Origin of the sequence: Pseudomonas sp. QS1027 (assembly GCF_002814235.1) — a bacterium.
GTDB lineage: Bacteria > Pseudomonadota > Gammaproteobacteria > Pseudomonadales > Pseudomonadaceae > Aquipseudomonas.
The window spans coordinates 129,801-155,626 of record NZ_PHSU01000020.1 but is presented as its reverse complement, the minus strand read 5'-3'; the positions used below and the strand labels follow the sequence as shown (position 1 = coordinate 155,626).

Sequence of the window (25,826 nt, the reverse complement as noted above, 5' to 3'; positions counted from 1 at the left end):
TCCGTGCGGCCTGAAGTACCCACAGGATTCGCCGCCCGCCCAGGAGCCGTATCATGTCTCGACCTCGTGCCCGTATAGCCTCGCAACTGGGGTTGGCACTCGCCGTTATCCTGGCGTTGGTAATCAGTGGCAGTACCGTGTTTGCCCTGCGTTCGCTGGACACCGCCAACCTCGACACCCGCGAAGAGCACCTGGCCAGCGAAGCGCGTTTGCTCGCCGACCAGTTGAACACCTTCCACAGCACCTTGCGCGAAAGTACCCAGCGCCTGAGCGGACTGTTCGAAAAGCGTTTCGGCAGTGGCTTGAGCGTGCGGCCCGAGGAGTTGATCAAGGTGGGCAGCGTACAAGCGCCGGGCCTCTACCTGGGCAATGAGCTGCTGAACAACAACTTCACCGAGGTGGACGAGTTCAAGCAGATGTCCGCGGGTGTTGCGACCCTGTTTGTGCGCAGCGGCGAAGATTTTGTCCGAGTCAGCACTTCCCTGACCAAGCAGGACGGCAGCCGTGCCATCGGCACCTTGCTCGATCACCAGCACCCGGCCTACCAGCGCTTGCTGGCGGGGCAGGGTTACGTCGGGCGGGCGGTGTTGTTCGACCGTTCCTACATGACCCAGTACACACCGGTTCGGGATGCCGGCGGCAAGGTGATCGCGGTGCTGTTCGTCGGTTTCGACTACACCGATGCGCAAAATGCCCAGTTCGACAACCTCAAGCGCTTTCGCATCGGCACGGCCGGTTCCCTGGCCTTGCTTGATGAGCAGAAACACTGGCTGGTGCCGCCGGCCGGGGTGACGGATCTCGAACAGGCGACTCCGGTGATTCTCGATCTGGCCCGGCAACCGGGTCGTGGGCGTTTCTGGAATGACAAGAACGAGGACTTCTACAGTGTCGCGGTGACCTTTGACGGCGGGCCGTGGACCGTGGTGGCAAGCATGCCCAAGTCCGAGATCCGCGCCGTGACCTGGAGCGTCGGCATTCAACTGGTGATCGGCAGTCTGCTGGCCATGCTGTTGGCGGTCGGTGCGGCGATCTGGCTGCTGCGCAGCAAGTTGCGGCCCTTGGACGACCTGGTGCGCCAGGCGCAAGCCCTGGGGGCGGGGGATTTGAGCGTACGCCTGAACGTGTCCAGCCATGACGAGATCGGCCAGTTGGCCGACAGCTTCAACCAGATGGGGCAGGCGCTGTCCTCCATGGTCGAGCACATCCGCAAGGCGGCTGGCGAAGTCAGCAGCCGTGCCCAGGTGCTCTCCGGCTTGTCCGGCGGCGCCTATGAAGGGATGGAACAGCAATCCGGCGAGATCACCAGCATGGCCGGCGCGGTGGAAGAGTTCAGCGCCACTTCGCTGAATATCGCCGACAACATGGGCAATACCGAACGGCTGGCCCAGGAAAATGCCCGGCAGACGCGAATCGGCCGCACTGCCATGGAGGAGGCTTCGACGTCCCTGGAACAGATTGCCGGCTCCCTTGGCAGCACGGCGCAAGTGATCAACGCGTTGGGGCAACGTTCCGAGGAGATCGGCGGGATTGTCGGCGTGATCACCTCGATTGCCGACCAGACCAACCTGCTGGCCCTGAACGCGGCCATCGAAGCGGCCCGTGCCGGCGAGCAGGGTCGCGGCTTTGCCGTGGTGGCGGATGAAGTGCGCAGCCTGGCAGGGCGTACCCGTGAAGCCACCGAGCAGATTTCCGGCATGATCCAGAGTATCCAGCAACAGACCGGCCATGCCATCAGCACCATGGAAGAGGGCAATCGGCTGATGCAGGAAGGCCTGTCGCGCAATGCCAATGTGGCGTCGGCCCTGGCGCAGATTGATGAGCAGAGCCGGTCGGCGGGGCAGCAGTTCGCGGTCATCACCACCGCGACCCAGGAGCAGAGCAGCACCGCGACGTTGCTCAGCAGCAACCTGCAGAGCATTGCCCTGGCCAACAGCGAGCAACGTGAAGTGGTGTCCAACCTGGCGATCACGGCCCGGGAGCTGGAGACACTGGCGGCGGAGCTGCGCCAGGAAGTGGATCGCTTTCGCTGAGAGCAGCCTCTTATTCGCAGGCGCTGGAATACAGGCTGTAGTGCGCGCGGTCCTCGGGCTGGCGCGCATTTTTTTCGACTGACTTGCTGAATCGTTTCATCAAGGCTATAAAAGTCGGACAATTCCAATAAGGACAGCCCATGACTTCTCTCCGATTGCTCTTCGGCGTTACCGCCTTGACCGCTGCTTCCCACGCCATGGCCTGGGACTACGTGCTGCTCGACAGCGACACGCCCGCGCAGAACCGTCAGATCACCAGCCAACAACTGGGGATCAAGACCGACAAACCCTTCTCCATCACGATGCGCACCTTGCATGGCGGCCGCCAGGAAGGGGTCAGCATCGTCGATATCGACAATGGCACGATGAAACTCTCGGTGGTCCCGACGCGGGGCATGAACGTTCTGCACGCGTCCGTGGGCAATGTGCGCATGGGGTGGGACTCGCCGGTCAAGGAAGTGGTCAATCCAGCCTTTATCGAGCTCAACGGCCGTGGCGGCCTGGGTTGGCTGGAGGGTTTCAACGAGATGGTGGTGCGTTGCGGCTATGAGTGGGTCGGGCACCCGGGGCTCGATAACGGCGAACTGCTGACCTTGCATGGCCGCGCGGCGAATATTCCGGCCAGCAAGGTCACCCTGCATATTGATGAGAAGCCGCCTTATGCCATCCGTTTGCAAGGCGAGCTGAAGGAGCAGGCGTTCAAGAAAGTCGACTTCTCCGTGGCTACCGAACTGTTGACGGTGCCTGGCAGCGTGAGCTTTGCGCTCAACGATACGTTGACCAACAACGGCGATTATCCGAAGGAATACCAGGCGCTGTACCACAGCAACTTCAGCACCCCGTTCCTGGAGCAGGGCGCGCGTTTCGTGGCGCCGGTGAAGCAGGTTTCGCCGTTCAACGACAAGGCCAAGGGCGACCTGCCGGACTGGCAGACCTATCGCGCGCCGACCAAGGACTATGACGAGACCGTCTACAACGTCGTGCCTTATGCCGATGCCAAGGGCGACACCCTGGCGGTGTTGCACAACAAGGCCGGCAGTCTCGGGGTTTCGGTCGGGTTCAATACCCAACAGCTGCCGGTGTTCTCCCTGTGGAAAAACACCGATACCCAGGGCCAGGGTTATGTCACCGGGCTGGAGCCGGGGACCAGCTTCTCCTACAACCGCCATTACCAGCGTCCGCTGGGGCTGGTGCCGACCATCGAGGCCGGGCAGAAGCGTCAGTTCCAGATCAGCTACAGCCTGCTGGCGGACAAGGCGGCTGTGGATAAGGCGGTGCAGCGGGTGACGCAGATCCAGGACGGGCGCAAGACCGAGGTGCGGGGCACGCCGTTGGTGGATTTGAGCAAGGAATAACCGGGTGGGGATGGGCTGGCCGATGATGGCGTGTATCGGTCAGGCCTTCTTCAAGTGATGCCACTTCTATTGGGACGCTGGTCGATACTGCAACGCTTCGGCCAGATGCTCCCGGCTTATGTTTTCCACCTGTTCCAGGTCCGCCAAGGTGCGTGCGACCTTGAGCAGTCGATGGGCTGCCCGCAGCGAAAGCGTCAGCCGTTCACAGGCCGTCTCCAGCCATTTTTCGTCGCCTGTGGATAACTTGCAGTGCGTGCGCAATGCCGGTAAATCGAGAAACGCGTTGGCGCATCCCTGGCGCTGTTGCTGACGGTGTCGGGCTTCGGCGACCCGGGTGGCGGCCTGTGCTGTGTTGTCACCGTCTTGCTGGCTGGGGCTGAGCGCCGTGGCTTCGCGGGCGACGGTCAGGTGCAGGTCGATACGATCCAGCAGCGGGCCGGAGAGTTTGTTGCTGTAGCGCTGGATCTGTTCCGGGGTACAGCGGCAACGTCCACTGGGGTCGCCAAGATATCCACAGGGGCAGGGATTCATCGCCGCCACCAGTTGGAAGCGTGCCGGGAAGCGCATCCGGTCGCGGGCGCGGGAAATCACGATATGGCCGGACTCCAGCGGTTCGCGCAAAACCTCCAATACCCGGCGGTCGAATTCCGGCAGTTCATCGAGGAACAGCACGCCGTGATGGGCGAGGGTGATTTCACCGGGCTGTGGCCGCGATCCGCCGCCCACCAGCGCGGGGCCCGAGGCCGAGTGATGCGGTTGGCGAAAGGGCCGCTGGGGCCAGTTGCTCAACGGCACATGACTGGCGACCGATTGGATGGCCGCGACTTCCAGGGCTTCCTGTTCGTCCAGTGGCGGTAGCAGGCCAGGTAGGCGGCTGGCGAGCAGGGTCTTGCCGGTACCGGGCGGGCCGCTGAACAGCAGGTTATGCGCCCCGGCGGCGGCGATCAGCAGGGCGCGTTTGGCGGCGAGTTGGCCTTGCACCTCGCTCAGGTCCGGGTAGGGCTTGCTCAGGTGCAGCAGGCCGTTGGATTCGAAGGGTTTGATCGGCGCATGTCCGTTGAGATGGGCCACCAGTTGCAGCAGGTGGTCGACGGCAATCACCGTCAGCCCGGAGGCCAGCGAGGCCTCTTCGGCATTGGCTTGTGGCACCACTAATGTGCGCCCGGCTGCGCGTGCAGCCAGTGCCGCCGGCAGCACGCCTTGCACCGGGCGAATGGCACCGGACAAGGCCAGTTCGCCCAGGCATTCCAGGTTGTCCAGGGTCAGGGCGGGTACCTGCACGCTGGCAGCGAGGATGCCGAGGGCAATCGCCAGGTCGAAGCGTCCTCCGTCCTTGGGTAGGTCGGCTGGGGCGAGGTTCAGGGTAATGCGCCGGGCCGGAAAATCGAGGGCTGAATTGAGGATCGCGCTGCGGACCCGGTCCTTGCTTTCCTTCACGGCGGTTTCGGGCAGCCCGACCAGCGTCAGCATCGGCAAGCCGTTGGCCAGATGGGTTTCGACGGTGACGGCGGGGGCTTCCACGCCCACCTGGGCGCGACTATGGACGATGGCCAGGGACATGTTCTTTCCTTGAACGCGAAGGGGCCGCTTCCTGCGGTTCTGGAAGACTAGTTGAGTGGGGGAGGGGATTGGGGGCTTTTATGTGTCGAGACGATTCGTTGTCTGTTCGTGGGGCGTGACGCAAGGTTAGCGCTGGGCAGTGAGGTCGCCAGAAACAAGTAGGCCCCGCATAACGGGGCCACATATACCTAGGTTCTTCACCGTGTCAGTAACCCGGGAGTGGAATGGCTAGGGCTGCGAAGAAATTGTATTGGAATCTTTTTTCCCTTGGTAGTGATGGCGACACCAGAGCGCATTCAGGTCTGTGAAACTGAGGGAAGCATCTTGCCGACTAATCCATGGTTAGAGGTTCCACTGTACCAGGCTGAGGGAGAATCTCAGTGGGCCGTTAGTGGTTGAACAGCCAACCTCAACCCCATAACACGCAGGATCGCGGTAAGACTGCTGACAGCCGGATTACCTTCGGCGGACAAGGTCCGATAGAGCTGAGTCGGATTCAGCTCGGCTGCCTTGGCGACGCCGCGCACACCGCCAAAAGCTTCTGCCATCTGGCGAAGGGCAATTAGCAGCTCAGCCTGTTCGCCGTCTTCCAGGATGCTGTTCAGCAGTTCTGCCGCGTAGGCCGGGTCGCTGCGGAACACCTCGGCCATTGCGGCGTCATGGGATCTGTCTTTCATTCTTCGTTCTCCTGTCCGTTGCTGCGCTTCCAGTCGCGCCAGTAGTCATATGCCCGGTCTACGTCGGCGTCCTGACTGCGTTTGTCGCCGCCGAGTAGAAGCAGCACGACGGTCAACCCCGCTTTGGCGTAATAGACCCGATACCCCGGTCCTGCGTCGATCCGCAGCTCCCATACGCCATCACGCAGAGATTTGTGGTCGCCGAAGTTGCCCAGTTCAACGCGCATGATGCGCCGGTCGATGGCAATTCTGGCCTTGATGTCACGTACCCTCGCGCGCCAGTTGCCGAAGGGGTCCCGTCCGTTGCCGTCGACGTAGTGTTTTATCTCTATCATCATCCATGAACTCAATGTCGTTTATAAACGATAAAATGTCAACTTCGCTCGATGGGTGAGAGAGCGAATGGTGGAGCTGGAGAAAACGCAGATTTTGCTCGAGGGGGAAAGCGGCAGCCGTGAGGCTGTGACGAAGAACTATAAGTGGGCACCGTTGCCTACGAAACGGAGGCAAATTGCCCGTTTTGCAACCAGAGAATTCAGCGCTGAAGGCAGGCAGCAGATGCCCTTTGGGCGGATATATCGAAGAAGGTGCGATGGTGCGCGAGATGAGGCGAGTGATTCAGACGGGGTATTGCGAGGAGTCAAGATTTCCAGCAGGAGTGATCAAACAGCAACCCATTGCTCCCGCATGAAGCAGGAGCGGGCGATGAAACCTTATTCCACCGGAGGATTCAGTCTGGCCTCCAGCTCCGCCACCTTCGCCTCCAGACTCTCCAACCGTGCCCGCGTCCGGGCCAACACCACCATCTGGCTGTCGAACTCTTCCCGGGTGACCAGGTCCAGCTTGCTGAAGCCGCTCTGCAACAGCACCTTGAACTGACTTTCGAATTCCTGGCGGGGCAGGGGTGTTTCGCCGCTGAACAGACGGGAGGCGTGGCCGCTCAGGGCATCGAGGAAAGCTTTGGGCGCAAGCATGGCTAAGGTTCCGAAAACAGATTGCCGACCAGTGTATCACGCAGTGTCTATAGTGATTTTCATGGGGACGGACGCACGGTTATCGCGCATCGCGCCAGCGCAGTGCGCACCGTTGTTGTGCGTATAGCCTGGGCGCAACGTGCTTTTTCATCCTCCACAGCGGCCAAGGGACTGAAATCAGTGGTTTTTACGGAGCTGGCAAGCTTTCTGCTTAGTTGCCAGTGACCCATGCACTGATGCAGTCGCTGTGACGAATGCAGTGCGGCAGACGAAGCTGGGAAGTTTCGCCAGCAGCGGTTAGCTGGCGTCGGGCGGTAGATGTGGACCGACGATGCGTTACAAAGCCAGGCACTGCGCTTAGACTTGAGTCGGGTTTGTTTTCCTGGGGCAAGTCCACCAATTCGGGAGAGAGTTTTCATGAAGCTAGTCACTGCCATCATCAAGCCGTTCAAGTTGGACGACGTGCGCGAGTCGTTGTCCGAGATCGGCGTGCAGGGCATTACCGTTACTGAGGTCAAAGGCTTCGGTCGGCAGAAGGGTCACACCGAGCTGTATCGCGGCGCGGAATACGTGGTCGACTTCCTGCCCAAGGTGAAGATTGATGTCGCCATTGACGACAAGGATCTTGACCGGGTTATCGAGGCGATAACCAAGGCGGCCAACACCGGCAAGATCGGTGACGGCAAGATCTTTGTGGTCAATCTGGAACAGGCTATTCGCATCCGTACCGGCGAAACCGATACCGACGCAATCTAAGCCGCCAAACCCCAACGCCCCAGGAGAAAACAATATGACTCTGCGTAAATTCGCAGGGCTAGGAGCCCTGTTGTCCCTCGTAATGCCAGCCTTGGCAATGGCGGCGGACCCGGTACCTGCTCCAGTCCTCAATTCCGGCGATACCAGCTGGATGCTGACCTCGACAGCCCTCGTGCTGTTCATGACGATCCCAGGCCTCGCGCTGTTCTACGGCGGCATGGTTCGCTCGAAAAACATTCTTTCCGTGATGATGCAGTGCTTCGCCATTACCGGGCTGATCACCATTCTGTGGTTCATTTATGGCTACAGTCTTGCGTTCGATACCACCGGGATGGAAGCCAACGTCGTCAACTACAACTCCTTCGTCGGCAGCATGGCCAAGGCCTTCCTCGCGGGTATTACGCCGGCCAGCATCACCGGGCCGACGGCGCTGTTCCCCGAGGCGGTGTTCGTCACCTTCCAGATGACGTTCGCCATCATCACCCCCGCGCTGATCGTCGGTGCCTTCGCCGAACGCATGAAGTTCTCCGCGATGCTGGTGTTCATGGGGGTGTGGTTCACCCTGGTCTATGCGCCGATTGCGCATATGGTCTGGAGCGGTCCGGGTTCCCTGCTGGGTGACTGGGGCGTGCTCGACTTCGCCGGCGGCACCGTGGTGCACATCAACGCCGGTGTTGCCGGCCTGGTGGCCTGCCTGGTGCTGGGCAAGCGCAAAGGCTTCCCGACCACCCCGATGGCGCCACACAACCTTGGTTACACCCTGATGGGCGCGGCCATGCTGTGGGTCGGCTGGTTCGGCTTCAACGCCGGTTCCGCTTCCGCGGCCAACGGCACCGCCGGTATGGCGATGCTGGTCACCCAGATCGCTACCGCCGCCGCTGCACTGGGCTGGATGTTCGCCGAGTGGCTGACCCACGGTAAGCCAAGTGCCCTGGGCATCGCTTCGGGTGTGGTTGCCGGTCTGGTTGCCATTACCCCGGCTGCTGGCACCGTTGGCCCGATGGGCTCGCTGATCATCGGCCTGGCGGCTGGTGTGGTGTGCTTCTTCTGCGCCACCACGCTGAAACGCAAACTGGGCTACGACGACTCCCTGGACGCCTTCGGCGTGCACGGTATCGGCGGTATCCTCGGCGCGATCCTGACCGGTGTGTTCGCCGCACCGTCCATGGGCGGCTTCAACACCGCTACCACTGACGTCGCCGCACAAGTCTGGATTCAGTGCAAAGGCGTCGGCTTCACCGTCATCTACACCGCGATCGTCACCTTCATCATCCTCAAGGTGCTGGATGCCGTGATGGGGCTGCGCGTGACCGACGAAGAAGAGTCGGTGGGCCTGGACCTGGCGCAACACAACGAGCGCGGTTACAACCTGTAAACGCCGCGAAAAAAATTGCCCGGCTTGCCGGGCATTTTTTTGCCTGGAGTTTGTCATTGCAAAAGGGACTGAAAGGATTTATCCAAAGGCATTATGGCCAAAACCCCAGGGCGTTTTTGTAAGGGCCGATTGCTTACAGCAAAGCAAGAGTATTAGGCGCTTTGCTTTTTTCCACAGCGCGCTAGAATGCGCGCCGAAGGGCGGAGAACTGTATGTGGCAACAGACCCTGATTACCTTGCGGGCCAGGCCCCGGGGTTTTCATTTGGTGACCCAGGAGTTGCTCGACGGTTTGCCTGAACTCCAGGCGTGCCAGGTCGGTCTGTTGCATTTGTGGCTGCAGCATACCTCGGCCTCGTTGACCATCAACGAGAATGCCGATCCGGCGGTCCGTCGCGACTTCGAACGTTTTTTCAACCGGCTGGTACCCCAGGTCAAGGCCGATTATGAACACAACGACGAAGGCGCGGACGACTTGCCGGCGCACTTCAAGGCCAGTTTGCTTGGTTGTCAGCTGACTTTGCCGGTAACGGCGGGACGGTTGGCCCTGGGGAGCTGGCAAGGTGTCTATCTGGGCGAGCACCGGGATCATGGCGGTGCTCGTAAAGTCCTTGCCACCCTTTACGGTGACGGGGCATAAGCCGCTGGTATGCAGCGGATGTTGAATTTTTTCCAGCAGCCTTCGACAGTCGGCGTAGCTGGGCTATAACTAATCTGCTTTTCGCAAGTCATGAGGTAGAACATGAGCGACGATGATCTGGAAAACGACGACCTCGAGGTCGGTGAAGACGACGAAACCGAAGAAGGCCTGGAAGCGGCATCTGCTGAAGATGTAGACGTTGCCGATGACGATGGTGGTGACGCGCCGGTACCGACTGCCAAGGGTAAGGCCAAGGCGGCGGTGTCGGTTGACGAACTGCCGAGCGTTGAAGCCAAGAACAAGGAACGCGACGCCCTGGCCAAGGCCATGGAAGAGTTCCTGGCCCGTGGCGGCAAGGTGCAGGAAGTCGAGGCCAATGTGGTGGCCGATCCACCCAAGAAGCCCGATAACAAATACGGCAGCCGGCCTATCTGAGTTTCAGCGCCGGTTTTCTGGTTTGTTGAAAAAGCCCGCCGTCGCTGCGGGCTTTTTCATGGGCGGACAGTGGTGTTTGGCACCGGCTGCGCCGGTGATCGCGAGCAAGCTTGCTCCTACAGGAGCGTGCGCTCAGGCAGGGATATTCCAACCGGCCAGCAGCGCCGGCAGCTCGCTCAGGCTGCGAACCTGTGCATCCGGTTGCCGCTGCGCTTCCCAGGCCTTGCCCGTCGGGTTGTACCAGATCGCCCGCAGGCCGGCCTGTTGGGCCCCGGCGATGTCGTCCCCGGGATGATCGCCGATATGCACCGCCGCGCTGGCCGGGACATTGCCTCCGCGCACCAGGGCCTCATGGAACAGCCGTGCATCCGGCTTGGCGATGCCGATGTCTTCGGCACACAGGGCAAAGCGGAAATAGTCGGCGAGCCCGAGGCGGCGCACGTCGGCATTGCCATTGGTGACCACGCCCAGGGCAAAGGAGCGGCCCAGGGCCTCCAGGGTCGGTTCGACCTCCGGAAACACCTCGATCTGGTGCCGGGCGTGGATAAACACCTCGAAGCTCTCATCCGCCAGCTGTGAAGCCTGTGCGTGGGGGTAGCCAGCCTCTTCCAGGGCATGGAACAGTACTCGCCGGCGCAAGGCGCTGATGCGGTGCTTGAGCGTCGGCTCCTTGAGCAACACCCGTTCACGAATCGCCCACAGGTGCTCCACCGGCACGCCGCCCAGGTCCGGGGCATGCTCGGCCAGCCATTCACGCAAAACGGTCTCCGCGCTGTGGATCACCGGCGCGGTATCCCACAGGGTATCGTCGAGGTCGAAGGTGATCAGCTGAATCGTCATTACTCACTGTCCTTGCTGCGTTTGGCCCGGGGATGGGCGCTGTCATAGACGGTTGCCAGGTGCTGGAAGTCCAGGTGGGTGTAGATCTGCGTGGTCTTGATGTCCGAGTGGCCGAGCAGTTCCTGCACGGCGCGCAGGTCCTGGGACGACTCCAGCAGGTGACTGGCGAAGGAGTGCCGGAGCATGTGCGGGTGCAGGTTCTGCCCCAGTTCGCGCTCGCCGGCGGCCTTGACCCGCAGTTGAATGGCCCGGGGCCCGAGGCGGCGGCCTTGCTGGCTGACGAATACGGCGTCGTCCGGTGGATTGCTCAGGGCGCGCAACGGCAGCCAGTTCTGCAAGGCTTCCCGGGCTTTGCGGCCGATGGGCAGGACGCGGGTCTTGCTGCCTTTGCCGTGGACCTGCACCAGGCCGTCGGCCAGGTCCAGCTGCTCCAGGTCGAGCCCGGTCAGTTCCGACAGGCGCAGGCCCGAGGAGTAGAACAGCTCGAGAATGGCCTGGTCGCGGCGGGCGATAAAGTCGTCCTCCACCCCGCCGTCGAGCAATTGCAGGGCGCGGTCGGTGTCCAGGGTCTTGGGCAGACGGCGTTCGCCCTTGGGCGGTGCCAGGCCGCTGGCCGGGTCGTGATTGCACAGGCCTTCGCGGTTGAGGTACTGGTACAGCCCGCGCACCGCCGACAGCAGGCGGGCCAGGCTGCGGGAGGACTGGCCCTGCTGGTGCAGGCGGGCGATCAGGCGGCGCAGGCGCTGGATATCCAGAGCGCTCCAGCTGCCGATCTGTTCCTTGGTGCAAAAGACCAGGACCTTGTCCAGGTCGCGGCGATAAGCCTGCAGCGTATGGGGCGACACCTGGCGCTCACTGCGCAGGTGCTCGCAGTAGGCGTCCAGCTGCCGCTCCATGGCTAGCGCACCGAGCGCAGGGCGGGGGTGAAGCGCGGTACGACGCGGCCCATGACTTCGGCGATGTAGCTGAGGAACAGGGTGCCCACCGAGCTTTTGTAGTGTTGCGGGTCACGGCTGGCCACGGCGAGGACGCCATGCATGCCCTGATAGCTGATGGCGACCACCGCGGTGGAGCCGATCTGCTTGCGTTGTTCTTCGCCGAACAGGAAGTCCAGCTCGTGCTCGCGCAGGCTGCCGCTGATGCTCTTGCCTTCCGAGAGCAGGCCGCCGATGGCTTGCTGGGCTTCGGCATGGCTGACCCAGCGGCCCACCGGCATGGCGTTGTCGCCAAACAGGACCAGGCTGACGAAGGGCACCTGGAAATCCTGGCGCAGGCTGTCTTCGACGGCCATGACCAGGTCGTCGAGGCTGGCGGCGTCCATCAGCGCGAGGATCAGGCGGCGGGTTTTCTCGAACAGGCGATCGTTGTCCCGGGCCACGTCCATCAGTTGCGACAGACGATGGCGCATCTCGATGTTGCGCTCGCGCAGGATCTTCATCTGGCGTTCGACCAGCGACACGGTATCGCCGCGCCGATGAGGAATACGCAGCGCCGGCAGCAGCTCCTCGTGTTCGACGAAGAAGTCCGGGTGAGCCTCCAGGTAGGCGGCGATCTGCGCCGCCTCAAGGCTCTGTGCAGGCGACTCGTTGGGCTGTTCGGCTGGAACCTGAGGCTGGTCGGTCATGGTATTGGCTCGCTTATAGACGCACTTGTCCTTCATACACCCGAACGGCAGGACCCGTCATCATCACCGGTTCACCGACACCCGCCCATTCGATGGACAGGCGTCCACCCGGCAGGTCGAGGGTCACCGGCGAATCCATCCAGCCCTGGCTGATGGCAGCCACCGCGGCGGCGCAGGCGCCGGTCCCGCAGGCCTGGGTTTCCCCGGCGCCACGTTCCCAGACTCGCAGTTGCGCACGGTGGCGGTCAATCACTTGCAGGAAGCCGACATTGACCCGGGCCGGAAAGCGCGGGTGATGTTCGATCTTCGGTCCCAATTCATGCACCGGCGCGCTGTTGATATCGCTGACCCGCAGCACCGCATGGGGATTGCCCATGGACACGGCGGCCAGGTCGACGTTCTGACCGTCGACATCCACGGCGTAGCTGGTGGCCTGTTGCTCGGCCAGGAACGGAATCTCGGCCGGCGCCAGGCGCGGCGGGCCCATGTTCACGCTGATCTGGCCGTCCTGGCGGACGTCCAGCTCGATGACCCCGCTCTTGGTTTCGACGCGGATCAGGCGTTTGGCGGTCAGGCGCTTGTCGAGCACGAAACGGGCGAAACAGCGCGCACCGTTGCCGCACTGTTCCACTTCCGAACCGTCGGAGTTGAAGATCCGATAGCGGAAATCCACTTCCGGATTGCTCGGTGCCTCGACGATCAGCAACTGGTCGAAGCCGATGCCGGTGTGGCGGTCGCCCCATTGCTTGGCGTGCTTGGGCTGGATATGCGCGTGCTGGCTGACCAGGTCGAGGACCATGAAGTCGTTGCCCAGGCCGTGCATCTTGGTAAAACGCAGCAGCATGGTTTTACTCCGGCAGCAGGCTTTCGCCGGCATACAACTCGGCGACCGTCTCGCGACGACGCACTTCGAACATCTGCGCGCCATCCACCAGCACTTCGGCGGCGCGGCCGCGAGTGTTGTAGTTGGAGCTCATGACAAAACCATAGGCCCCGGCCGAGTGCACGGCCAGCAGGTCGCCTTCCTCGAGGGCCAGCTGACGTTCCTTGGCCAGGAAGTCGCCGGTCTCGCAGATCGGCCCGACGATGTCGTAGACCCGCCCGGCGGCTTCGCGCGGACGCACGGCGCTGACGCCCATCCAGGCCTGGTAAAGGGCCGGGCGGATCAGGTCGTTCATCGCCGCGTCGACGATGGCGAAATCCTTGTGTTCGGTGTGCTTGAGGTACTCGACCTGGGTCAGCAGCACGCCGGCGTTGGCGACGATGTAGCGGCCCGGCTCGAACATCAGCCCCAGGTCGCGACCGGCGATACGCTCGCGCACGGCCTTGATGTAGTCGCCGACCAGCGGTGGTTCTTCGTCGCGATAACGCACGCCGACGCCGCCACCGAGATCGATGTGCTGCAGGTAGATGCCGCATTCACCGAGGCGATCGATCAGCGCCAGCAGGCGGTCGAGGGCGTCGAGGAAGGGCTCCAGGGTGGTCAGTTGCGAGCCGATATGGCAATCGACGCCCAGCACTTCCAGGTTCGGCAGCTGTGCGGCGCGGATGTAGACATCCTCGGCATCGGCAATGGCGATGCCGAATTTGTTCTCTTTAAGGCCGGTGGAGATGTACGGGTGGGTACCGGCGTCGACATCCGGGTTGACCCGCAACGAGATCGGCGCACGCACGCCCAGCTCGGCGGCCACCACTTGCAGGCGTTCCAGCTCGTCGGTGGACTCGATATTGAAGCAGTGCACGCCGACTTCCAGGGCGCGACGCATGTCTTCACGGGTCTTGCCGACGCCGGAGAAGACGATCTTGTCGGCGCTGCCACCGGCGGCCAGGACACGTTCCAGTTCGCCACGGGAAACGATGTCGAAACCGGCACCGAGGCGCGCCAGGACGTTCAGCACGCCCAGGTTGGAGTTGGCCTTGACCGCGAAGCAGACCAGGTGCGGCATGCCTTCGAGGGCATTGGCATAAGCGTTGTACTGCGCCTCGATGTGGGCGCGGGAATAGACGTAGGTGGGCGTGCCAAAGCGCTCGGCAATGGCGGACAAAGCTACACCTTCCGCGAACAGCTCACCGCCACGGTAGTTAAAAGCTTCCATGGTGATCCCTTAGTAGGTGTCGTGCTGGTGCGCTTTGGCTTGCGAGGACTTGGCCTGGTCGTCCGGGTTCTGGCTGCCATCGGGCAGATACAGCGGACCTTTTTGACCACAGGCACAGACGAGGCAAGCGATCGCGAGGAGCGCAGCAAGGGAAGAGATCAGGCGCTTCATGGCGAAATCCTTTGAAAAAGCATTAATTGCGCCGGAGTATACCGGCCACCCGGCGGCTTGCCTATGCGGGCCGCTGCCCGTCCGGCGGCGTCTGGGTACCGTGTGTGGATTATTGATGTCACTCTTGGCCTCACGTGGTTATGCTTTGCTATCGTCCGGGAGCGCTCGTATCTTGCGACGCTTGAAGGGACACGCATTTTTCGAGGTTCGCGCAATGAGTTTGACTGACGCCCGTTTTCACGATCTGGTCGATAGCACCCTGGAAAACCTGGAAGAGGTGTTCGATGAAAGTGGCCTGGATGTGGACCTGGAAAACTCCAGCGGTATGCTCACCGTGAAGTTCGAAGGCGGCAGCCAACTGATCTTCAGTCGCCAGGAACCGCTGCGTCAGCTCTGGCTGGCGACGGCCCATCCCACCGGTGGCCATCACTTCGAGTACAAGGAAAGCAGCAGCGAGGATGAAGACGGCAGCTATTGGTTCTGTGTGAAGAGCGAAGAGAAACTCAACGAGATCCTCGCGCGCTTTACCCTGAAGCAGGTCGGTGTCGACCTGGACTTCGAAGAGATCTGATCGTGACGCAGCAAAACGCTCCGGTACGCCCCGCCAAGCCGTTGTACAGCAACGTCAGCCCGGCCGTGCCGTCGCCTTGTGTGAGCCTTTGCCGGCTGGATGAGCAGAAAATTTGTATCGGCTGTTTTCGGCACGTCGAGGATATCCGCGAGTGGCGCGCGGCGGATGATGCGCGCCGGCGGGTGATCTGCGAGCAGGCCCGGCAGCGTCAGGCCCAGGCCTGACGGATTGTCGGGGGCAGGCCCCTCCCGCCTCGGGTTGTGTATTTGCGCCGCTGTGGTAGTGTCCGACTACGCCTCGCGTCGACGAGGCCTGTGAAAACCCCGCCTTTCGTGGCGGGGTTTTGCTTTTATCGTGCAGAAAAAAGGAGTCTGCCTGGATCATGAGCACCGCACCTTCCATCATCCTCACCCGCCTTGACGTGCAACGTCTGGAGCGCCTGATCGACAGCCTGGATGACACGCTGCCCGGCGTCATCGCGTTGCAAGCCGAACTGGACCGTGCCGACAGCGTGGTAGGCCACGAAGAAGTGCCCGCCGGTGTCGTGACCATGAATTCCCGGGTGCACTGCCGTGAAGAGGTCAGCGGCAAGGATTATCGCCTGACCCTGGTGTACCCGCAGGACGCCAATGCCGATGAAGGGCGGATTTCCATTCTCGCCCCGGTGGGCAGCGCGTTGCTCGGCTTGCAGGTCGGCCAGCACATCGATTGGCCGGCTCCGGGCGGCAAGACCCTGAAGCTGAACCTGCTGGAAGTGGAATACCAGCCGGAAGCCGCCGGCGACTTCCACCTCTGAGCCCGCCGTGGCGCCCCTGGCCGGGCGCAAACCTGGCTACCATTCGCCGCGGGAGCCCTCAGACCTGCTCCAGTGCCAGGTTCAGCGCGCTTTCCAGCTCGGCCTTGTAGCGCAGGTAGAGATTGCTCGAACCCTGTCCGTCACCGATCAGCGCACTCAGGTCCAGATCGGTGATGTAGCAGCGGTAGCGTTCGATTTCCCGCCGCTGCCCGACGATTTCCCGGGCGACCGTGATAAACAGCTGGTCGCCGTATTCCAGTTCGGAAAACTCCCGCTGATTGCAGTACAAGGTGACCTGGACTGCATCCGTCCCGGCCTTGCCGACAATCGCCTGGACGTCATAGAACGGTTTGTTGACCGGGGTTTGCGGCGCCGGTCGGGCTTCAACCCGGCGCGCTCGTCCTGGTCCCGAGGGCAGCACCTGGTAGTAGAGAATTTCCAGCGCCGCCGAGGGCTGTGTCGCCTCCATGGGCATCAGCGCCTCGCGGCGGTAGAGAATCGACTGCAGGAAGCGTTGCAGCGGCACCAGCAGGCTTTGCTCGTCATGGAACGGCAGGCGCTGTTGCCACAGGGCGTTGAACTCGTCCAGCACGTACAGCTCGGCGTAGGTTTCGTTGATCCGGTAGAACACCTGCACGCATTCGGGCTGGCCCATGGGCAGCACCAGCGCCAGGTCGTGCTCCTCCATCGCCCGGATGTCCACGTACAGCGGGCTGTAGGCGGACAATTCCTGGTTCAGGTAGTTGAGCAACTCCGCCAGGCTGTCCAGGGCGATGTGCTTGACATGACCCTGCACCAGTTCCAGGACGTGATAGTGCTGCTGGACCTGGACCAGATAACGATGGTTGAGGTTGCCGAGCAACAGTTCCTGGGCGGTGTTGAGCACTTCCTCGACCCGCTGGGCGATGAACTGCGCGCGGTTGTGGCAGAAGCAGCGTACCCGCAGGCGTGGCAACTGGCGCCCGATCGGCAGGTGGTTGAGGTAGTTGCACAGGCAGTCGAGCAGTGCGTGAGGGCCGTGGTAACGGTTGATCAGCACTTCGTTCCAGCTGTTTAGCGTGACCTGGTCTAGGGTCAGCACCAGGTTTTCCCTGACGCCGGCGTAACTCAGGGAGTCGGTGCGCTCGGTGGTCATCAGGATATTCAGGTCGCGGTGGTGCTTGAGCGGATCGACCCCGATGTTCACCAGGATCAGCACTTCGGCGGCAATACTCGGGCGCAGCAACTGTTCCTCGCTGACGCTGCCCAGCGGCAGGGGGAGTGTCTGTTGCAGGCTGCCCAGCAGGTTGAACAGTTCGAATTCGGTCAGGTCGCTGCTGCCAGGGTGCAGCGACAGGCGCGTGGTGGCGTCGATCACCCCATTGCGATGGCACCAGGTCAGCAGCTCCAGCAACTCGCGGCTGCGCTTGATCGGGGCGAAGTTTTCCCATTCCAGGGCGTTCAGGCTGCCGTTGTACAGGCCCCAGTGGGTTTGCCCCGGTTCCTTGCGGTTGGGCGACTGGACCAGGGTGAGGGTGTCTTCGGCCAGGTCCGGGGCGATGCCGGGGTTGATGAACTCGATCTTCCCGGCCTTGCGCTCGAACGCGGCGTACAGGCGGCGGCCGAGGACATTGAGGTCGCGCTTGTTGATCAGGCTGACCGCCTGTTCGGTGCGGGCGAACTGGGTCAGGAAGCGGTAGCTGTAGTTGAGTTCGTTGACCAGGGCGCGGCGTTCGGCGCTGACCTGGCGGACTTTCCACTGGCTGCGGCTGTCAAGCAGCGCCAGTTGCCGGCGGTCCCAGCCCCACTCGGTGGCCAGGCGCAGCAGCAGCAGGCGCTGCCAGCTGCGGTTGCGCGCACTCTGGCCGGTCAGCTTGCGGTTGACCTTCAGGTACAGGCTGCGCCGCACCAGCTCCAGGCGTTCCGGTTCGTTGCGGGCCTTGAGGTACTCCTCGATGCGCCGGTAGACCACGATGTAGGGATCCAGCTCGTCGAGGTCCAGCTGATTGGCGAACACCGCCTGTTTGAAGCGCAGGCTCAGGCATTCGACATTCGGGTGTTCGCTGGCGTAGACCTCGATCAGCAACAGCTTGAGCACCGATTTGTAGGGTGACTCGATGCCCTTGAACAGTTGCCAGAGCCCGGCCCCGATGAATTCCCCCGGGGGGATCCGCGCCAGATGGCCGAGATCGAGGGTTTCGTTGGCGCGGATAAAGCGCTTGGACAACAAGGTGTGGGTGTACTGGTCGTAGCGCTGCTCCTCATACACCGGCACCAGCCACCACAACGGCGTGCGCCCGGCGAGCCAGATGGCGGTGCGGTAGAACTCGTCCAGCAACAGGTAATGCTGGGTGGTGCCGCAGTCTTCCGAGCTCAGTTGCGTATCGCGCTCGCCGCGCACGAAGCGGCTCGGGTCGATCAGGAAGAAATGCGCCTCGGCGCCCTGGCTGGCGGCCCATTCCTCGAGCAACTGGCACTTCTTGCGCAGTTCGGCCAGTTCGCCCTGGCTCAGTTCGCTGGCGTGGCAGACCCACATGTCCATGTCGCTCTGCTCGGCCTGGGCCAGGGTGCCGAGGCTGCCCATCAGGAACAGGCCATGGATCGGGCGCGGTGGATTGCCGTGGCGGGTCTTATAGGAAAAGGAGCGGGTCAGGCGCTGGGCTTCGGCCAGGGCCAGCTCGCCGGGCTCATAGTCAGATAGCCCGGCCGGTGTGCTGCCCGAGACATAACCGGGCAGCAACGGATGATTGACGTGGAAAAACAGCGGCAACAGGTTCAGCACCACCTGTTGGCGCGGCGACAGGCCTTCGAGGGCGCGATCCAGGCGTCCCTGGTTGAGCTTGAGGAAGCGCGCACGCAGTTGGCTGAGGACTTTGCGATCGATTCCCTCGTCCAGGTTCGGGCGAATTTCGTGGGTACGCGTCATGTCTAACTCAAACCGGCTCGCGGGGCTCGAAAGGAAGGGGTTCGCAAGGGTGGCAGTTTAGCGCCGAAGTGGCAGGACGCTTAAACAGAATTTCTTCCGGCCGCCGGCTTTTCAGCGTTTTGTCGTCGGCGCCCGCGAGATCCGGCAGGAGAAGATCCCGTGGGCGCGGCGAAGGGTCAGGCGGCTTCTTTGATGGCCAGGATGGTCAGCAGGCCTTGGGCATGTTCGGCCGCGTCACGGCCCAGGCTGGTCAGGTAACCGCCGTCGGCTTGGGTGATGAGCTCTTTCTCGAACAGGCGTTGGGCGGCGGCAATGGCTTTTGGCGCGGCGGTCTGATGAATTTTCAGGCCTTCCTGGGAATTGCCCAGATTGAACAGTGCAAGGATTTCCAGTTCGGCAACCAACTCAGGGGTATACGACATAAGGACTCCAGACTTTCTAGGAATTGTTGGACGACAGCGCCCCTAAGGTGATCGCAGTTGAGCGCTCTGTCCAGTCTTCGATGCGGGGGCGGTCGAACGGCGGGGACAGCGCCCCGGGACCGAGTGGTGACGGGGCGTTATCAGTGTAGACAGGGGGCGCTGCAAATCCAGGAGACTTACGTGTTCTCGGGCGGGAGTTCCGGCAATTTACGCAATGCGGTCTCGTACCATTCTGTATTGAATGCACGATCTTCATCGAGCATCGCATCGATCTCCACCGCCAGCACATGGGCCATCAGGGTGAGGATCTCTTCGCGCTCGTAACCCACCAGGGTCAGCTTGTTGAAGATCGCCTTGGCCGCCGGCGGGTTGTCGGTCTCGATCTGGTTTTCGACGGCCTGGACCAGGGTGCTTTCGGCGAACGCTTCGTCGTCGTTGTCGATATCGGTTGGTTCGCTCATGGCGGACTCCTCAAGGAAAGGCGGCCAGTTTAACTGCATTCAGGGGCGTGATGCTGCTGGCGAGAGAGCGTTCGAGGTTCTATAACTGCCGGGGCCAACCCCCTGCACGGCCTGGAGGCTTTGTGATGCTCAAACTTTATGGATTCGCGGTCAGCAACTACTACAACATGGTCAAGCTGGCGCTGCTGGAAAAGGACCTGCCTTTCGAGGAAGTACCGTTTTATGCCGGACAGACCCCGGAGGCCCTGGCCATCAGCCCGCGTGGCAAGGTCCCGGTGCTGGGTGTCCCGCAGGGTTTCATCAACGAAACCGCGGTGATCCTGCCTTACATCGATGACACCCAGCCGGGGCCGAAGCTGTTGCCGGCCGATCCTTTCCAGCGTGCCCGGGTGTTGGCGCTGGCCAAGGAAATCGAGTTGTACATCGAGTTGCCGGCGCGGGCGTCGTTCGCCGAAGCGTTCTTCGGGATGCCGGTGCCGGAGGCGATCAAGGAGAAGACCCGGGCCGAATTGTTGCTGGGTTTTGCCTCGCTCAAGCGCCATGGCGCGTTCACGCCTTATGTGGCGGGCAGCGAGTTCAGCGTGGCGGATATCTATTTTCTCTACAGCGTCGACCTGGCCTGCGCGGTCGGCCAGAAGCTGTTCGGGATGGATTTGCTGGAGGGGATGCCTGAAGCCAAGGCGTTGCTGGAACGCCTGCAGCAGTGGCCGAATGTGCAGCGGATCGCGGCGGACAAGGAAGCGGCGATGCCGGCGTTCCTGGCGATGGTTGCCGCCAAGAAGTAAGAACAACGCGGTTTTGTAGGAGCGGCCGGTCGACGCTCGATTGCCTGCGAAGCTTTTAGCGACCTCAAGGTCTTCTTCGCAGGCAAGCTCTATACGGATCAGCGGCTGGCGAGCAACGCCTGGCCCCGTGCAACGGCCAGCTTCACCTGCGCCGGTGCCGTCCCACCGATATGGTTACGGGCATTCACCGAACCTTCCAGGGTCAACACCGCAAACACGTCGTCCTCGATCTGGTCGCTGAACTCGCGCAGTTCCTTCAGGCTCATTTCCGCCAGGTCCTTGCCGCTTTCCACGCCGTACTTCACCGCATGGCCGACGATCTCGTGGCAATCACGGAACGGCAGGCCACGACGTACCAGGTAATCCGCCAGGTCGGTCGCGGTGGAGAAACCCCGCAGGGCCGCTTCGCGCATCACTGCGTGCTTGGGTTTGATCGCCGGGATCATGTCGGCAAACGCCCGCAGCGAATCGCGCAGGGTGTCGGCGGCGTCGAACAGCGGTTCCTTGTCTTCCTGGTTGTCCTTGTTGTAGGCCAGCGGCTGGCCCTTCATCAAGGTCAGCAGGCCCATCAGGGCACCGAACACCCGGCCGGTCTTGCCACGTACCAGTTCCGGCACGTCGGGGTTCTTCTTCTGGGGCATGATCGAGCTGCCGGTGCAGAAGCGGTCCGGCAGGTCGATGAACTGGAATTGCGCGCTGGTCCACAGCACCAGCTCTTCGGAGAAACGCGACAGGTGCATCATCGCGATGCTGGCCGCCGAGCAGAACTCGATGGCGAAGTCACGATCCGAAACGTTGTCCAGGGAGTTGCCGCCGACCGCGTCGAAACCCAGCAACTGGGCGGTGTATTCACGGTCGATCGGGTAGGTGGTGCCGGCCAGCGCCGCGCTGCCCAGGGGCATGCGGTTGGTGCGCTTGCGGCAGTCGACCAGGCGCTCGTAGTCGCGGCTGAGCATTTCGAACCAGGCCAGCATGTGATGCCCGAAGGTCACCGGCTGGGCGGTCTGCAAGTGCGTGAAGCCGGGCATGATGCTGCCGGCTTCGCGTTCGGCCTGTTCCAGCAGGCCTTTTTGCAGGCGAGTGATTTCAGCCAGGATCAGGTCGATCTCGTCGCGCAGCCACAGGCGGATATCGGTGGCCACCTGGTCGTTGCGGCTGCGACCGGTGTGCAGCTTCTTGCCGGTGATGCCGATACGGTCGGTCAGGCGCGCTTCGATATTCATGTGCACGTCTTCCAGGTCCACGCGCCAGTCGAACTGGCCGGCCTCGATTTCGCCCTGGATGGTTTTCAGGCCGTCGGCGATGCTGTCGCGTTCGGCATCGGTCAGCACGCCGACCTTGGCCAGCATCGTGGCGTGGGCGATGGAGCCCATGATGTCGTGGCGATAGAGGCGCTGGTCGAACGTGACGGAGGCGGTGAAGCGTGCGACGAAGGCGTCGACGGGTTCACTGAAGCGGCCGCCCCAGGACTGATTGGTCTTGTCGGTGCTCATGAATTCGCTCGTGATCTGCTGAAAGTGGATTGCCGGAAAAGTCGTCGCCGATCATAGCAGGGTTGCGCCCAGACCCGTCAGCCGGCCAGTGCCCACCGGGTGGATTTGCGCCGCCGGCGGATTATATTTCGACCGAATCTGTCGGACGGCTTGTCGTCGCGTGCGGGTGCGCAGAGACTGGTCCCATGCCTATTTCACGATCGAACGAAGGGCGTGACGCGCCCGCGACCCAGGAATTCTTCCTCCCGGAACTCTGCCTGCCCGAGGCGCTGCTGGTGCTGGTGGTATTGGCCGAGTTGCTGGTGATGGTGCTGGTGCTGGCCGAGCCGATGCCCGTCGGTTTCGACTGGGTGCGCCTGGCGCTGACTTCCTTGTATGTGCAGTGGATCGTGCTGTTGTCGGCGGCCTTGTTGTGCGGCGCGCGGGCCTGGCTGGCGCGTTTGCGGCCGTGGCTGGCCGGGGTGTTGTGCTGTGCCATGGTGGTCGGGCTGAGCCTGGTCTGCACCGGCCTGACCCAGTACTTTTCCCTGGCGGGTCCGCCGTCGGGGGAGGACGCGCTCGGACACTATCTACGCCATGGCTTGATCAGCCTCATCATGTCGGCCCTGATGTTGCGCTACTTTTATTTACAAAGTCAGTGGCGTCGCCAGCAGCAGGCGGAGTTGCAGGCGCGGATCGAGGCTTTGCAGGCGAGGATCCGCCCGCACTTTCTGTTCAACAGCCTGAACAGCATCGCCAGCCTGGTGGTGAGCAATCCGCAACAGGCCGAGCAGGCCGTGCTGGATCTGTCCGACCTGTTCCGCGCCAGCCTGGCCAGACCCGGCAACCTGGTGGCTTGGCGTGACGAGCTGGAATTAGCGCAACGATATTTGTCGATTGAGCAATATCGTCTTGGCAACCGTCTACAGTTGGACTGGAGGGTGGGCACAATTCCAGAGGATTTGCCGATCCCGCAATTAACCTTGCAACCACTGTTGGAAAACGCTCTGATCTACGGCATCGCACCGCGCATCGAAGGCGGCGTGGTCAGGGTCGAAGCCGACTACAAAGAGGGAGAGTTCATATTGTGTATCAGCAATCCCTACGACGATGCCGTACCACGGCAGGTGTCGGGCGGTACTCAATTGGCACTGGCAAATATCGGTGCCCGACTTACGGCACTTTTCGGGCCTCGCGCTAGTCTTAGCGTGGATCGCCGTGACGGTCGTCACTTCACCTGTCTACGCTATCCTTGTGCGAGACTCACGCAGGAATCCAGTGCAATATGAATGTCCTGATCGTTGATGACGAACCCCTGGCCCGCGAGCGCTTGAGCCGTTTGGTCGGCGAACTCGAGGGTTACAGTGTCCTGGAGCCCAGCGCCACCAATGGCGAAGAGGCATTGTCCCTGATCGAGAGCCTGAGGCCCGATGTGGTCCTGCTCGATATCCGCATGCCCGGCCTCGACGGCCTGCAAGTGGCGGCGCGGTTGTGCGAGCGCGAGGCGCCGCCCGCCGTGGTGTTCTGCACCGCCCATGACGAGTTTGCCCTGGAAGCCTTCCAGGTCAGCGCCGTGGGTTACCTGGTCAAGCCCGTGCGCGCCGAACACCTGCTCGAAGCGCTGAAGAAGGCCGAGCGTCCGAACCGCGTGCAACTGGCGGCCCTGACACGACCCGCCGCCGAATCCGGCGCCGGTCCACGCAGTCACATCAGCGCCCGCACCCGCAAGGGCATCGAGCTGATTCCGCTGGACCAGGTGATCTACTTTATTGCCGACCACAAGTACGTGACCCTGCGCCACGAAGGCGGCGAAGTGTTGCTGGACGAGCCGTTGAAGGCCCTGGAAGACGAGTTCGGCGACCGCTTTGTGCGTATTCACCGCAACGCACTGGTGGCCCGTGAACGCATCGAGCGCCTGCAACGTACGCCGTTGGGACATTTCCAGCTGTTCCTCAAGGGGCTGGGCGGTGACGCACTGATCGTCAGCCGACGCCATGTCGCCGGCGTGCGCAAGATGATGCAACAGCTTTAATCCGTGCCTTGCGCGTGGCGCAGGGTGCCGTCAACCCGGTATTTCCAGGCCAGGGAGGCCGCTTATTGGCTGATACAAGTCAAAGCGGGCCGGGCCGAGCTGTTATTATCTGCCGTATCTATTCAGTACGGATCGATCCATGTCTTCTCGCGAAATCCGCATCGCTACCCGTAAAAGCGCGCTGGCCCTGTGGCAGGCCGAATATGTCAAGGCCCGTCTGGAGCAGGCTCATCCCGGTTTGTCGGTCATCCTGGTCCCCATGGTCAGTCGCGGCGACAAGCTGCTCGACTCTCCGCTGTCGAAAATCGGCGGCAAGGGGCTGTTTGTCAAGGAGCTGGAAACCGCGCTGCTCGAGCACGAGGCCGACATCGCCGTGCATTCGATGAAAGACGTGCCGATGGATTTCCCCGAAGGCCTTGGCCTGTTCTGCATCTGCGAGCGCGAAGACCCGCGCGACGCCTTCGTTTCCAACACCTACGCCAGTCTTGACGCCCTGCCGGCCGGCAGCGTGGTCGGCACTTCGAGCCTGCGCCGCCAGGCACAATTGCTGACCCGTCGGCCCGACCTGCAGATCCGTTTCCTGCGCGGCAACGTCAATACCCGCCTGGCCAAGCTGGACGCCGGTGAGTACGACGCGATTATCCTCGCTGCCGCCGGCCTGATCCGTCTCGGCTTTGAAGACCGCATCACCTCGGCCATCAGTGTCGAAGACAGCTTGCCAGCCGGCGGCCAGGGCGCGGTGGGCATCGAATGCCGCAGTGCCGACACGGAAATCCATGCCCTGCTGGCGCCCCTGCACCATGCCGATACCGCCGTGCGGGTCACCGCCGAGCGTGCCTTGAACAAGCACCTGAATGGCGGTTGCCAGGTGCCGATTGCCTGTTACGCCGTACTCGAAGGCGAGCAGATCTGGCTGCGTGGCCTGGTCGGCGATCCGAAGGGCGGCCTGCTGCTCAGCGCCGATGCCCGGGCTCCGCAAGCTGATGCCCAGGCCCTCGGCGTGCAGGTTGCGCAGGCGCTGCTGGCCCAGGGCGCGGACGCGATTCTCCAGGCGGTCTACGGCGAGGCCGGCGAAGAGTGAGCGGTTGGCGCCTGTTGTTGACCCGGCCGGCGTCAGAGTCGGCGGAGCTGGCGAGCACCCTGGCCGCGGCCGGAATGTTCAGCAGCAGCCTGCCGTTGCTGGAGACCGAACCCGTGCCCCTCGACGGCGCCGGGCGGGCAATGATCTACGACCTGGCCCACTACAACGCGGTGATCGTGGTCAGCAAGCCAGCGGCGCGCCTGGCGGTCGAGCTGGTGGACCAGTACTGGCCGCAGCCGCCGTTCCTGCCATGGTTCACGGTCGGTGCCGCGACTGCGCAGATCCTCGCCGACTACGGCCTTGAGGTTGATTATCCCGCCGAGGGCGACGACAGTGAGGCCTTGCTGGCTTTGCCGACGTTGCAGCAGGCGCTGGCGCACCCCGAGCCGCGGGTCTTGATCCTGCGCGGCGAGGGCGGACGCGAGCTGCTGGCCGAGCGTTTGCGCACCCGGGGTGCTAGTGTCGACTACCTTGAGTTGTACCGTCGGCTGCTGCCCGATTACGCCGAGGGCGTCCTGGCCGAGCGTGTCGCGGCGGAACGCCTGAACGCCCTGGTGGTCAGCAGTGGGCAGGGTTTTCAACACCTGCACCAATTGGCGGCGACGGCCTGGCCGGAACTGGCGCGCCTGCCGTTGTTTGTTCCAAGCCCGCGGGTGGCCGAAATGGCCCGTGCCGCAGGGGCCCAACATGTGGTGGATTGCCGTGGTGCCAGCGCCACGGCTTTGCTAGCGGCGTTGCGGGAGCATCCCGTACCCGCTCTCTAGAATGCA

Annotated in this window: 28 protein-coding genes; 14 read left to right on the top strand and 14 right to left on the bottom strand. The window is 62.6% G+C overall.

Annotated elements, in window-relative coordinates:
- Positions 1-53 precede the first annotated feature (53 nt).
- Positions 54-2,030: a methyl-accepting chemotaxis protein gene (locus CWE01_RS19350; RefSeq protein WP_100942147.1), complete on the top strand. Its 1,977-nt coding sequence runs from the start codon at positions 54-56 to the stop codon at positions 2,028-2,030.
- Positions 2,031-2,170: 140 nt separating this feature from the next.
- Entirely contained in the window at positions 2,171-3,385 is a 1,215-nt protein-coding gene (locus tag CWE01_RS19345; protein WP_100942146.1) for an aldose 1-epimerase family protein, read from the top strand.
- Between the two features lie 66 nt (positions 3,386-3,451).
- Here CWE01_RS19345 and CWE01_RS19340 read toward each other — a convergent pair whose 3' ends face one another.
- From CWE01_RS19340 to CWE01_RS19325, 4 genes are all read right to left on the bottom strand, one after another.
- Positions 3,452-4,945 carry a YifB family Mg chelatase-like AAA ATPase gene (locus CWE01_RS19340; protein WP_100942145.1) on the bottom strand — a complete coding sequence of 498 codons (1,494 nt, stop codon included), beginning with the start codon at positions 4,943-4,945 and terminating at the stop codon, positions 3,452-3,454.
- 377 nt (positions 4,946-5,322) lie between these two features.
- Positions 5,323-5,622, bottom strand: coding sequence for a DNA-binding protein (locus CWE01_RS19335; protein ID WP_100942144.1), 300 nt, complete (start codon positions 5,620-5,622; stop codon positions 5,323-5,325).
- Entirely contained in the window at positions 5,619-5,957 is a 339-nt protein-coding gene (locus CWE01_RS19330) for a type II toxin-antitoxin system RelE/ParE family toxin (RefSeq protein ID WP_100942215.1), read from the bottom strand. Before CWE01_RS19330 ends, CWE01_RS19335 begins: the two co-directional genes overlap by 4 nt.
- A gap of 378 nt (positions 5,958-6,335) precedes the next feature.
- Positions 6,336-6,596: an accessory factor UbiK family protein gene (locus tag CWE01_RS19325; RefSeq protein ID WP_100942143.1), complete on the bottom strand. Its 261-nt coding sequence runs from the start codon at positions 6,594-6,596 to the stop codon at positions 6,336-6,338.
- 417 nt (positions 6,597-7,013) lie between these two features.
- Here CWE01_RS19325 and glnK point away from each other — a divergent pair, with 417 nt between their 5' ends.
- The 4 genes from glnK (at position 7,014) to sutA (ending at position 9,800) form a co-directional block, all read left to right on the top strand.
- Complete coding sequence (gene glnK / locus CWE01_RS19320) at positions 7,014-7,352, top strand: P-II family nitrogen regulator (RefSeq protein ID WP_002555808.1); 339 nt, start codon at positions 7,014-7,016, stop codon at positions 7,350-7,352.
- 34 nt (positions 7,353-7,386) lie between these two features.
- Positions 7,387-8,727: an ammonium transporter gene (locus tag CWE01_RS19315; protein WP_100942142.1), complete on the top strand. Its 1,341-nt coding sequence runs from the start codon at positions 7,387-7,389 to the stop codon at positions 8,725-8,727.
- 212 nt (positions 8,728-8,939) lie between these two features.
- A complete protein-coding gene (locus CWE01_RS19310; RefSeq protein WP_100942141.1) occupies positions 8,940-9,365 on the top strand; it encodes a secondary thiamine-phosphate synthase enzyme YjbQ in 426 nt (141 codons plus the stop codon).
- Positions 9,366-9,467: 102 nt separating this feature from the next.
- On the top strand, positions 9,468-9,800 hold the full coding sequence (gene sutA / locus CWE01_RS19305) for a transcriptional regulator SutA (protein ID WP_100942140.1): 333 nt from the start codon (positions 9,468-9,470) through the stop codon (positions 9,798-9,800).
- Positions 9,801-9,932: 132 nt separating this feature from the next.
- Here sutA and CWE01_RS19300 read toward each other — a convergent pair whose 3' ends face one another.
- The 6 genes from CWE01_RS19300 to CWE01_RS19275 are packed head-to-tail and all read right to left on the bottom strand — an operon-like array spanning position 9,933 to position 14,531.
- Entirely contained in the window at positions 9,933-10,640 is a 708-nt protein-coding gene (locus CWE01_RS19300; RefSeq protein WP_100942139.1) for an HAD family hydrolase, read from the bottom strand.
- The gene (xerC, locus tag CWE01_RS19295; protein WP_100942138.1) at positions 10,640-11,536 is read right to left on the bottom strand and encodes a tyrosine recombinase XerC; all 897 of its coding nucleotides are present in this window, start codon (positions 11,534-11,536) and stop codon (positions 10,640-10,642) included. Before xerC ends, CWE01_RS19300 begins: the two co-directional genes overlap by 1 nt.
- A 2-nt stretch (positions 11,537-11,538) precedes the next feature.
- Positions 11,539-12,264, bottom strand: a complete 726-nt coding sequence (locus tag CWE01_RS19290; protein ID WP_100942137.1) for a DUF484 family protein — start codon at positions 12,262-12,264, stop codon at positions 11,539-11,541.
- Between the two features lie 13 nt (positions 12,265-12,277).
- Positions 12,278-13,108 carry a diaminopimelate epimerase gene (dapF, locus tag CWE01_RS19285; protein WP_100942136.1) on the bottom strand — a complete coding sequence of 277 codons (831 nt, stop codon included), beginning with the start codon at positions 13,106-13,108 and terminating at the stop codon, positions 12,278-12,280.
- A gap of 4 nt (positions 13,109-13,112) precedes the next feature.
- Positions 13,113-14,360 carry a diaminopimelate decarboxylase gene (gene lysA / locus CWE01_RS19280; RefSeq protein ID WP_100942135.1) on the bottom strand — a complete coding sequence of 416 codons (1,248 nt, stop codon included), beginning with the start codon at positions 14,358-14,360 and terminating at the stop codon, positions 13,113-13,115.
- Between the two features lie 9 nt (positions 14,361-14,369).
- Positions 14,370-14,531, bottom strand: coding sequence for a lipoprotein (locus CWE01_RS19275; protein WP_100942134.1), 162 nt, complete (start codon positions 14,529-14,531; stop codon positions 14,370-14,372).
- Between the two features lie 214 nt (positions 14,532-14,745).
- On the opposite strand from CWE01_RS19275, the gene cyaY reads away from it, so the two are divergent.
- From cyaY to rnk, 3 genes are all read left to right on the top strand, one after another.
- The gene (cyaY, locus tag CWE01_RS19270) at positions 14,746-15,102 is read left to right on the top strand and encodes an iron donor protein CyaY (protein ID WP_100942133.1); all 357 of its coding nucleotides are present in this window, start codon (positions 14,746-14,748) and stop codon (positions 15,100-15,102) included.
- Positions 15,102-15,326 carry a DUF1289 domain-containing protein gene (locus CWE01_RS19265; protein WP_100942214.1) on the top strand — a complete coding sequence of 75 codons (225 nt, stop codon included), beginning with the start codon at positions 15,102-15,104 and terminating at the stop codon, positions 15,324-15,326. The genes cyaY and CWE01_RS19265 overlap by 1 nt, the downstream gene beginning before the upstream one ends.
- A gap of 158 nt (positions 15,327-15,484) precedes the next feature.
- The gene (gene rnk / locus CWE01_RS19260) at positions 15,485-15,898 is read left to right on the top strand and encodes a nucleoside diphosphate kinase regulator (protein ID WP_100942132.1); all 414 of its coding nucleotides are present in this window, start codon (positions 15,485-15,487) and stop codon (positions 15,896-15,898) included.
- Between the two features lie 58 nt (positions 15,899-15,956).
- Here rnk and CWE01_RS19255 read toward each other — a convergent pair whose 3' ends face one another.
- The 3 genes from CWE01_RS19255 to CWE01_RS19245 form a co-directional block, all read right to left on the bottom strand.
- Entirely contained in the window at positions 15,957-18,803 is a 2,847-nt protein-coding gene (locus CWE01_RS19255; RefSeq protein ID WP_100942131.1) for a class I adenylate cyclase, read from the bottom strand.
- Between the two features lie 176 nt (positions 18,804-18,979).
- Positions 18,980-19,225, bottom strand: a complete 246-nt coding sequence (locus tag CWE01_RS19250; RefSeq protein WP_100942130.1) for a TIGR02647 family protein — start codon at positions 19,223-19,225, stop codon at positions 18,980-18,982.
- A gap of 176 nt (positions 19,226-19,401) precedes the next feature.
- A complete protein-coding gene (locus tag CWE01_RS19245; RefSeq protein WP_100942129.1) occupies positions 19,402-19,686 on the bottom strand; it encodes a hypothetical protein in 285 nt (94 codons plus the stop codon).
- A gap of 125 nt (positions 19,687-19,811) precedes the next feature.
- Here CWE01_RS19245 and CWE01_RS19240 point away from each other — a divergent pair, with 125 nt between their 5' ends.
- Positions 19,812-20,471, top strand: coding sequence for a glutathione S-transferase family protein (locus CWE01_RS19240; protein WP_100942128.1), 660 nt, complete (start codon positions 19,812-19,814; stop codon positions 20,469-20,471).
- Between the two features lie 98 nt (positions 20,472-20,569).
- Here CWE01_RS19240 and argH read toward each other — a convergent pair whose 3' ends face one another.
- Complete coding sequence (gene argH, locus CWE01_RS19235) at positions 20,570-21,964, bottom strand: argininosuccinate lyase (protein WP_100942127.1); 1,395 nt, start codon at positions 21,962-21,964, stop codon at positions 20,570-20,572.
- A gap of 185 nt (positions 21,965-22,149) precedes the next feature.
- Here argH and CWE01_RS19230 point away from each other — a divergent pair, with 185 nt between their 5' ends.
- The 4 genes from CWE01_RS19230 to CWE01_RS33910 all read left to right on the top strand — a co-directional run bounded on the left by CWE01_RS19230 (position 22,150) and on the right by CWE01_RS33910 (position 25,820).
- Positions 22,150-23,232: a sensor histidine kinase gene (locus tag CWE01_RS19230; RefSeq protein ID WP_100942126.1), complete on the top strand. Its 1,083-nt coding sequence runs from the start codon at positions 22,150-22,152 to the stop codon at positions 23,230-23,232.
- Positions 23,229-23,975, top strand: a complete 747-nt coding sequence (locus CWE01_RS19225; RefSeq protein ID WP_100942125.1) for a LytTR family DNA-binding domain-containing protein — start codon at positions 23,229-23,231, stop codon at positions 23,973-23,975. The genes CWE01_RS19230 and CWE01_RS19225 overlap by 4 nt, the downstream gene beginning before the upstream one ends.
- A gap of 139 nt (positions 23,976-24,114) precedes the next feature.
- Positions 24,115-25,056, top strand: a complete 942-nt coding sequence (hemC, locus tag CWE01_RS19220) for a hydroxymethylbilane synthase (RefSeq protein WP_100942124.1) — start codon at positions 24,115-24,117, stop codon at positions 25,054-25,056.
- The gene (locus CWE01_RS33910) at positions 25,053-25,820 is read left to right on the top strand and encodes a uroporphyrinogen-III synthase (RefSeq protein WP_177145348.1); all 768 of its coding nucleotides are present in this window, start codon (positions 25,053-25,055) and stop codon (positions 25,818-25,820) included. Before hemC ends, CWE01_RS33910 begins: the two co-directional genes overlap by 4 nt.
- Positions 25,821-25,826 lie beyond the last annotated feature (6 nt).

Coding starts and splice junctions, on each gene's coding strand:
- CWE01_RS19245 (WP_100942129.1), bottom strand. CDS start 19,686: ATGAGCGAACCAACCGATATCGACAACGACGACGAAGCGTTCGCCGAA.
- xerC (WP_100942138.1), bottom strand. CDS start 11,536: ATGGAGCGGCAGCTGGACGCCTACTGCGAGCACCTGCGCAGTGAGCGC.
- CWE01_RS19225 (WP_100942125.1), top strand. CDS start 23,229: ATGAATGTCCTGATCGTTGATGACGAACCCCTGGCCCGCGAGCGCTTG.
- hemC (WP_100942124.1), top strand. CDS start 24,115: ATGTCTTCTCGCGAAATCCGCATCGCTACCCGTAAAAGCGCGCTGGCC.
- CWE01_RS19230 (WP_100942126.1), top strand. CDS start 22,150: ATGCCTATTTCACGATCGAACGAAGGGCGTGACGCGCCCGCGACCCAG.
- CWE01_RS19255 (WP_100942131.1), bottom strand. CDS start 18,803: ATGACGCGTACCCACGAAATTCGCCCGAACCTGGACGAGGGAATCGAT.
- lysA (WP_100942135.1), bottom strand. CDS start 14,360: ATGGAAGCTTTTAACTACCGTGGCGGTGAGCTGTTCGCGGAAGGTGTA.
- CWE01_RS19315 (WP_100942142.1), top strand. CDS start 7,387: ATGACTCTGCGTAAATTCGCAGGGCTAGGAGCCCTGTTGTCCCTCGTA.
- cyaY (WP_100942133.1), top strand. CDS start 14,746: ATGAGTTTGACTGACGCCCGTTTTCACGATCTGGTCGATAGCACCCTG.
- CWE01_RS19340 (WP_100942145.1), bottom strand. CDS start 4,945: ATGTCCCTGGCCATCGTCCATAGTCGCGCCCAGGTGGGCGTGGAAGCC.
- CWE01_RS19250 (WP_100942130.1), bottom strand. CDS start 19,225: ATGTCGTATACCCCTGAGTTGGTTGCCGAACTGGAAATCCTTGCACTG.
- rnk (WP_100942132.1), top strand. CDS start 15,485: ATGAGCACCGCACCTTCCATCATCCTCACCCGCCTTGACGTGCAACGT.
- CWE01_RS19275 (WP_100942134.1), bottom strand. CDS start 14,531: ATGAAGCGCCTGATCTCTTCCCTTGCTGCGCTCCTCGCGATCGCTTGC.
- CWE01_RS19290 (WP_100942137.1), bottom strand. CDS start 12,264: ATGACCGACCAGCCTCAGGTTCCAGCCGAACAGCCCAACGAGTCGCCT.
- CWE01_RS19325 (WP_100942143.1), bottom strand. CDS start 6,596: ATGCTTGCGCCCAAAGCTTTCCTCGATGCCCTGAGCGGCCACGCCTCC.
- CWE01_RS19300 (WP_100942139.1), bottom strand. CDS start 10,640: ATGACGATTCAGCTGATCACCTTCGACCTCGACGATACCCTGTGGGAT.
- CWE01_RS19240 (WP_100942128.1), top strand. CDS start 19,812: ATGCTCAAACTTTATGGATTCGCGGTCAGCAACTACTACAACATGGTC.
- dapF (WP_100942136.1), bottom strand. CDS start 13,108: ATGCTGCTGCGTTTTACCAAGATGCACGGCCTGGGCAACGACTTCATG.
- CWE01_RS19350 (WP_100942147.1), top strand. CDS start 54: ATGTCTCGACCTCGTGCCCGTATAGCCTCGCAACTGGGGTTGGCACTC.
- CWE01_RS19310 (WP_100942141.1), top strand. CDS start 8,940: ATGTGGCAACAGACCCTGATTACCTTGCGGGCCAGGCCCCGGGGTTTT.
- glnK (WP_002555808.1), top strand. CDS start 7,014: ATGAAGCTAGTCACTGCCATCATCAAGCCGTTCAAGTTGGACGACGTG.
- CWE01_RS19330 (WP_100942215.1), bottom strand. CDS start 5,957: ATGATAGAGATAAAACACTACGTCGACGGCAACGGACGGGACCCCTTC.
- CWE01_RS19335 (WP_100942144.1), bottom strand. CDS start 5,622: ATGAAAGACAGATCCCATGACGCCGCAATGGCCGAGGTGTTCCGCAGC.
- argH (WP_100942127.1), bottom strand. CDS start 21,964: ATGAGCACCGACAAGACCAATCAGTCCTGGGGCGGCCGCTTCAGTGAA.
- sutA (WP_100942140.1), top strand. CDS start 9,468: ATGAGCGACGATGATCTGGAAAACGACGACCTCGAGGTCGGTGAAGAC.
- CWE01_RS19345 (WP_100942146.1), top strand. CDS start 2,171: ATGACTTCTCTCCGATTGCTCTTCGGCGTTACCGCCTTGACCGCTGCT.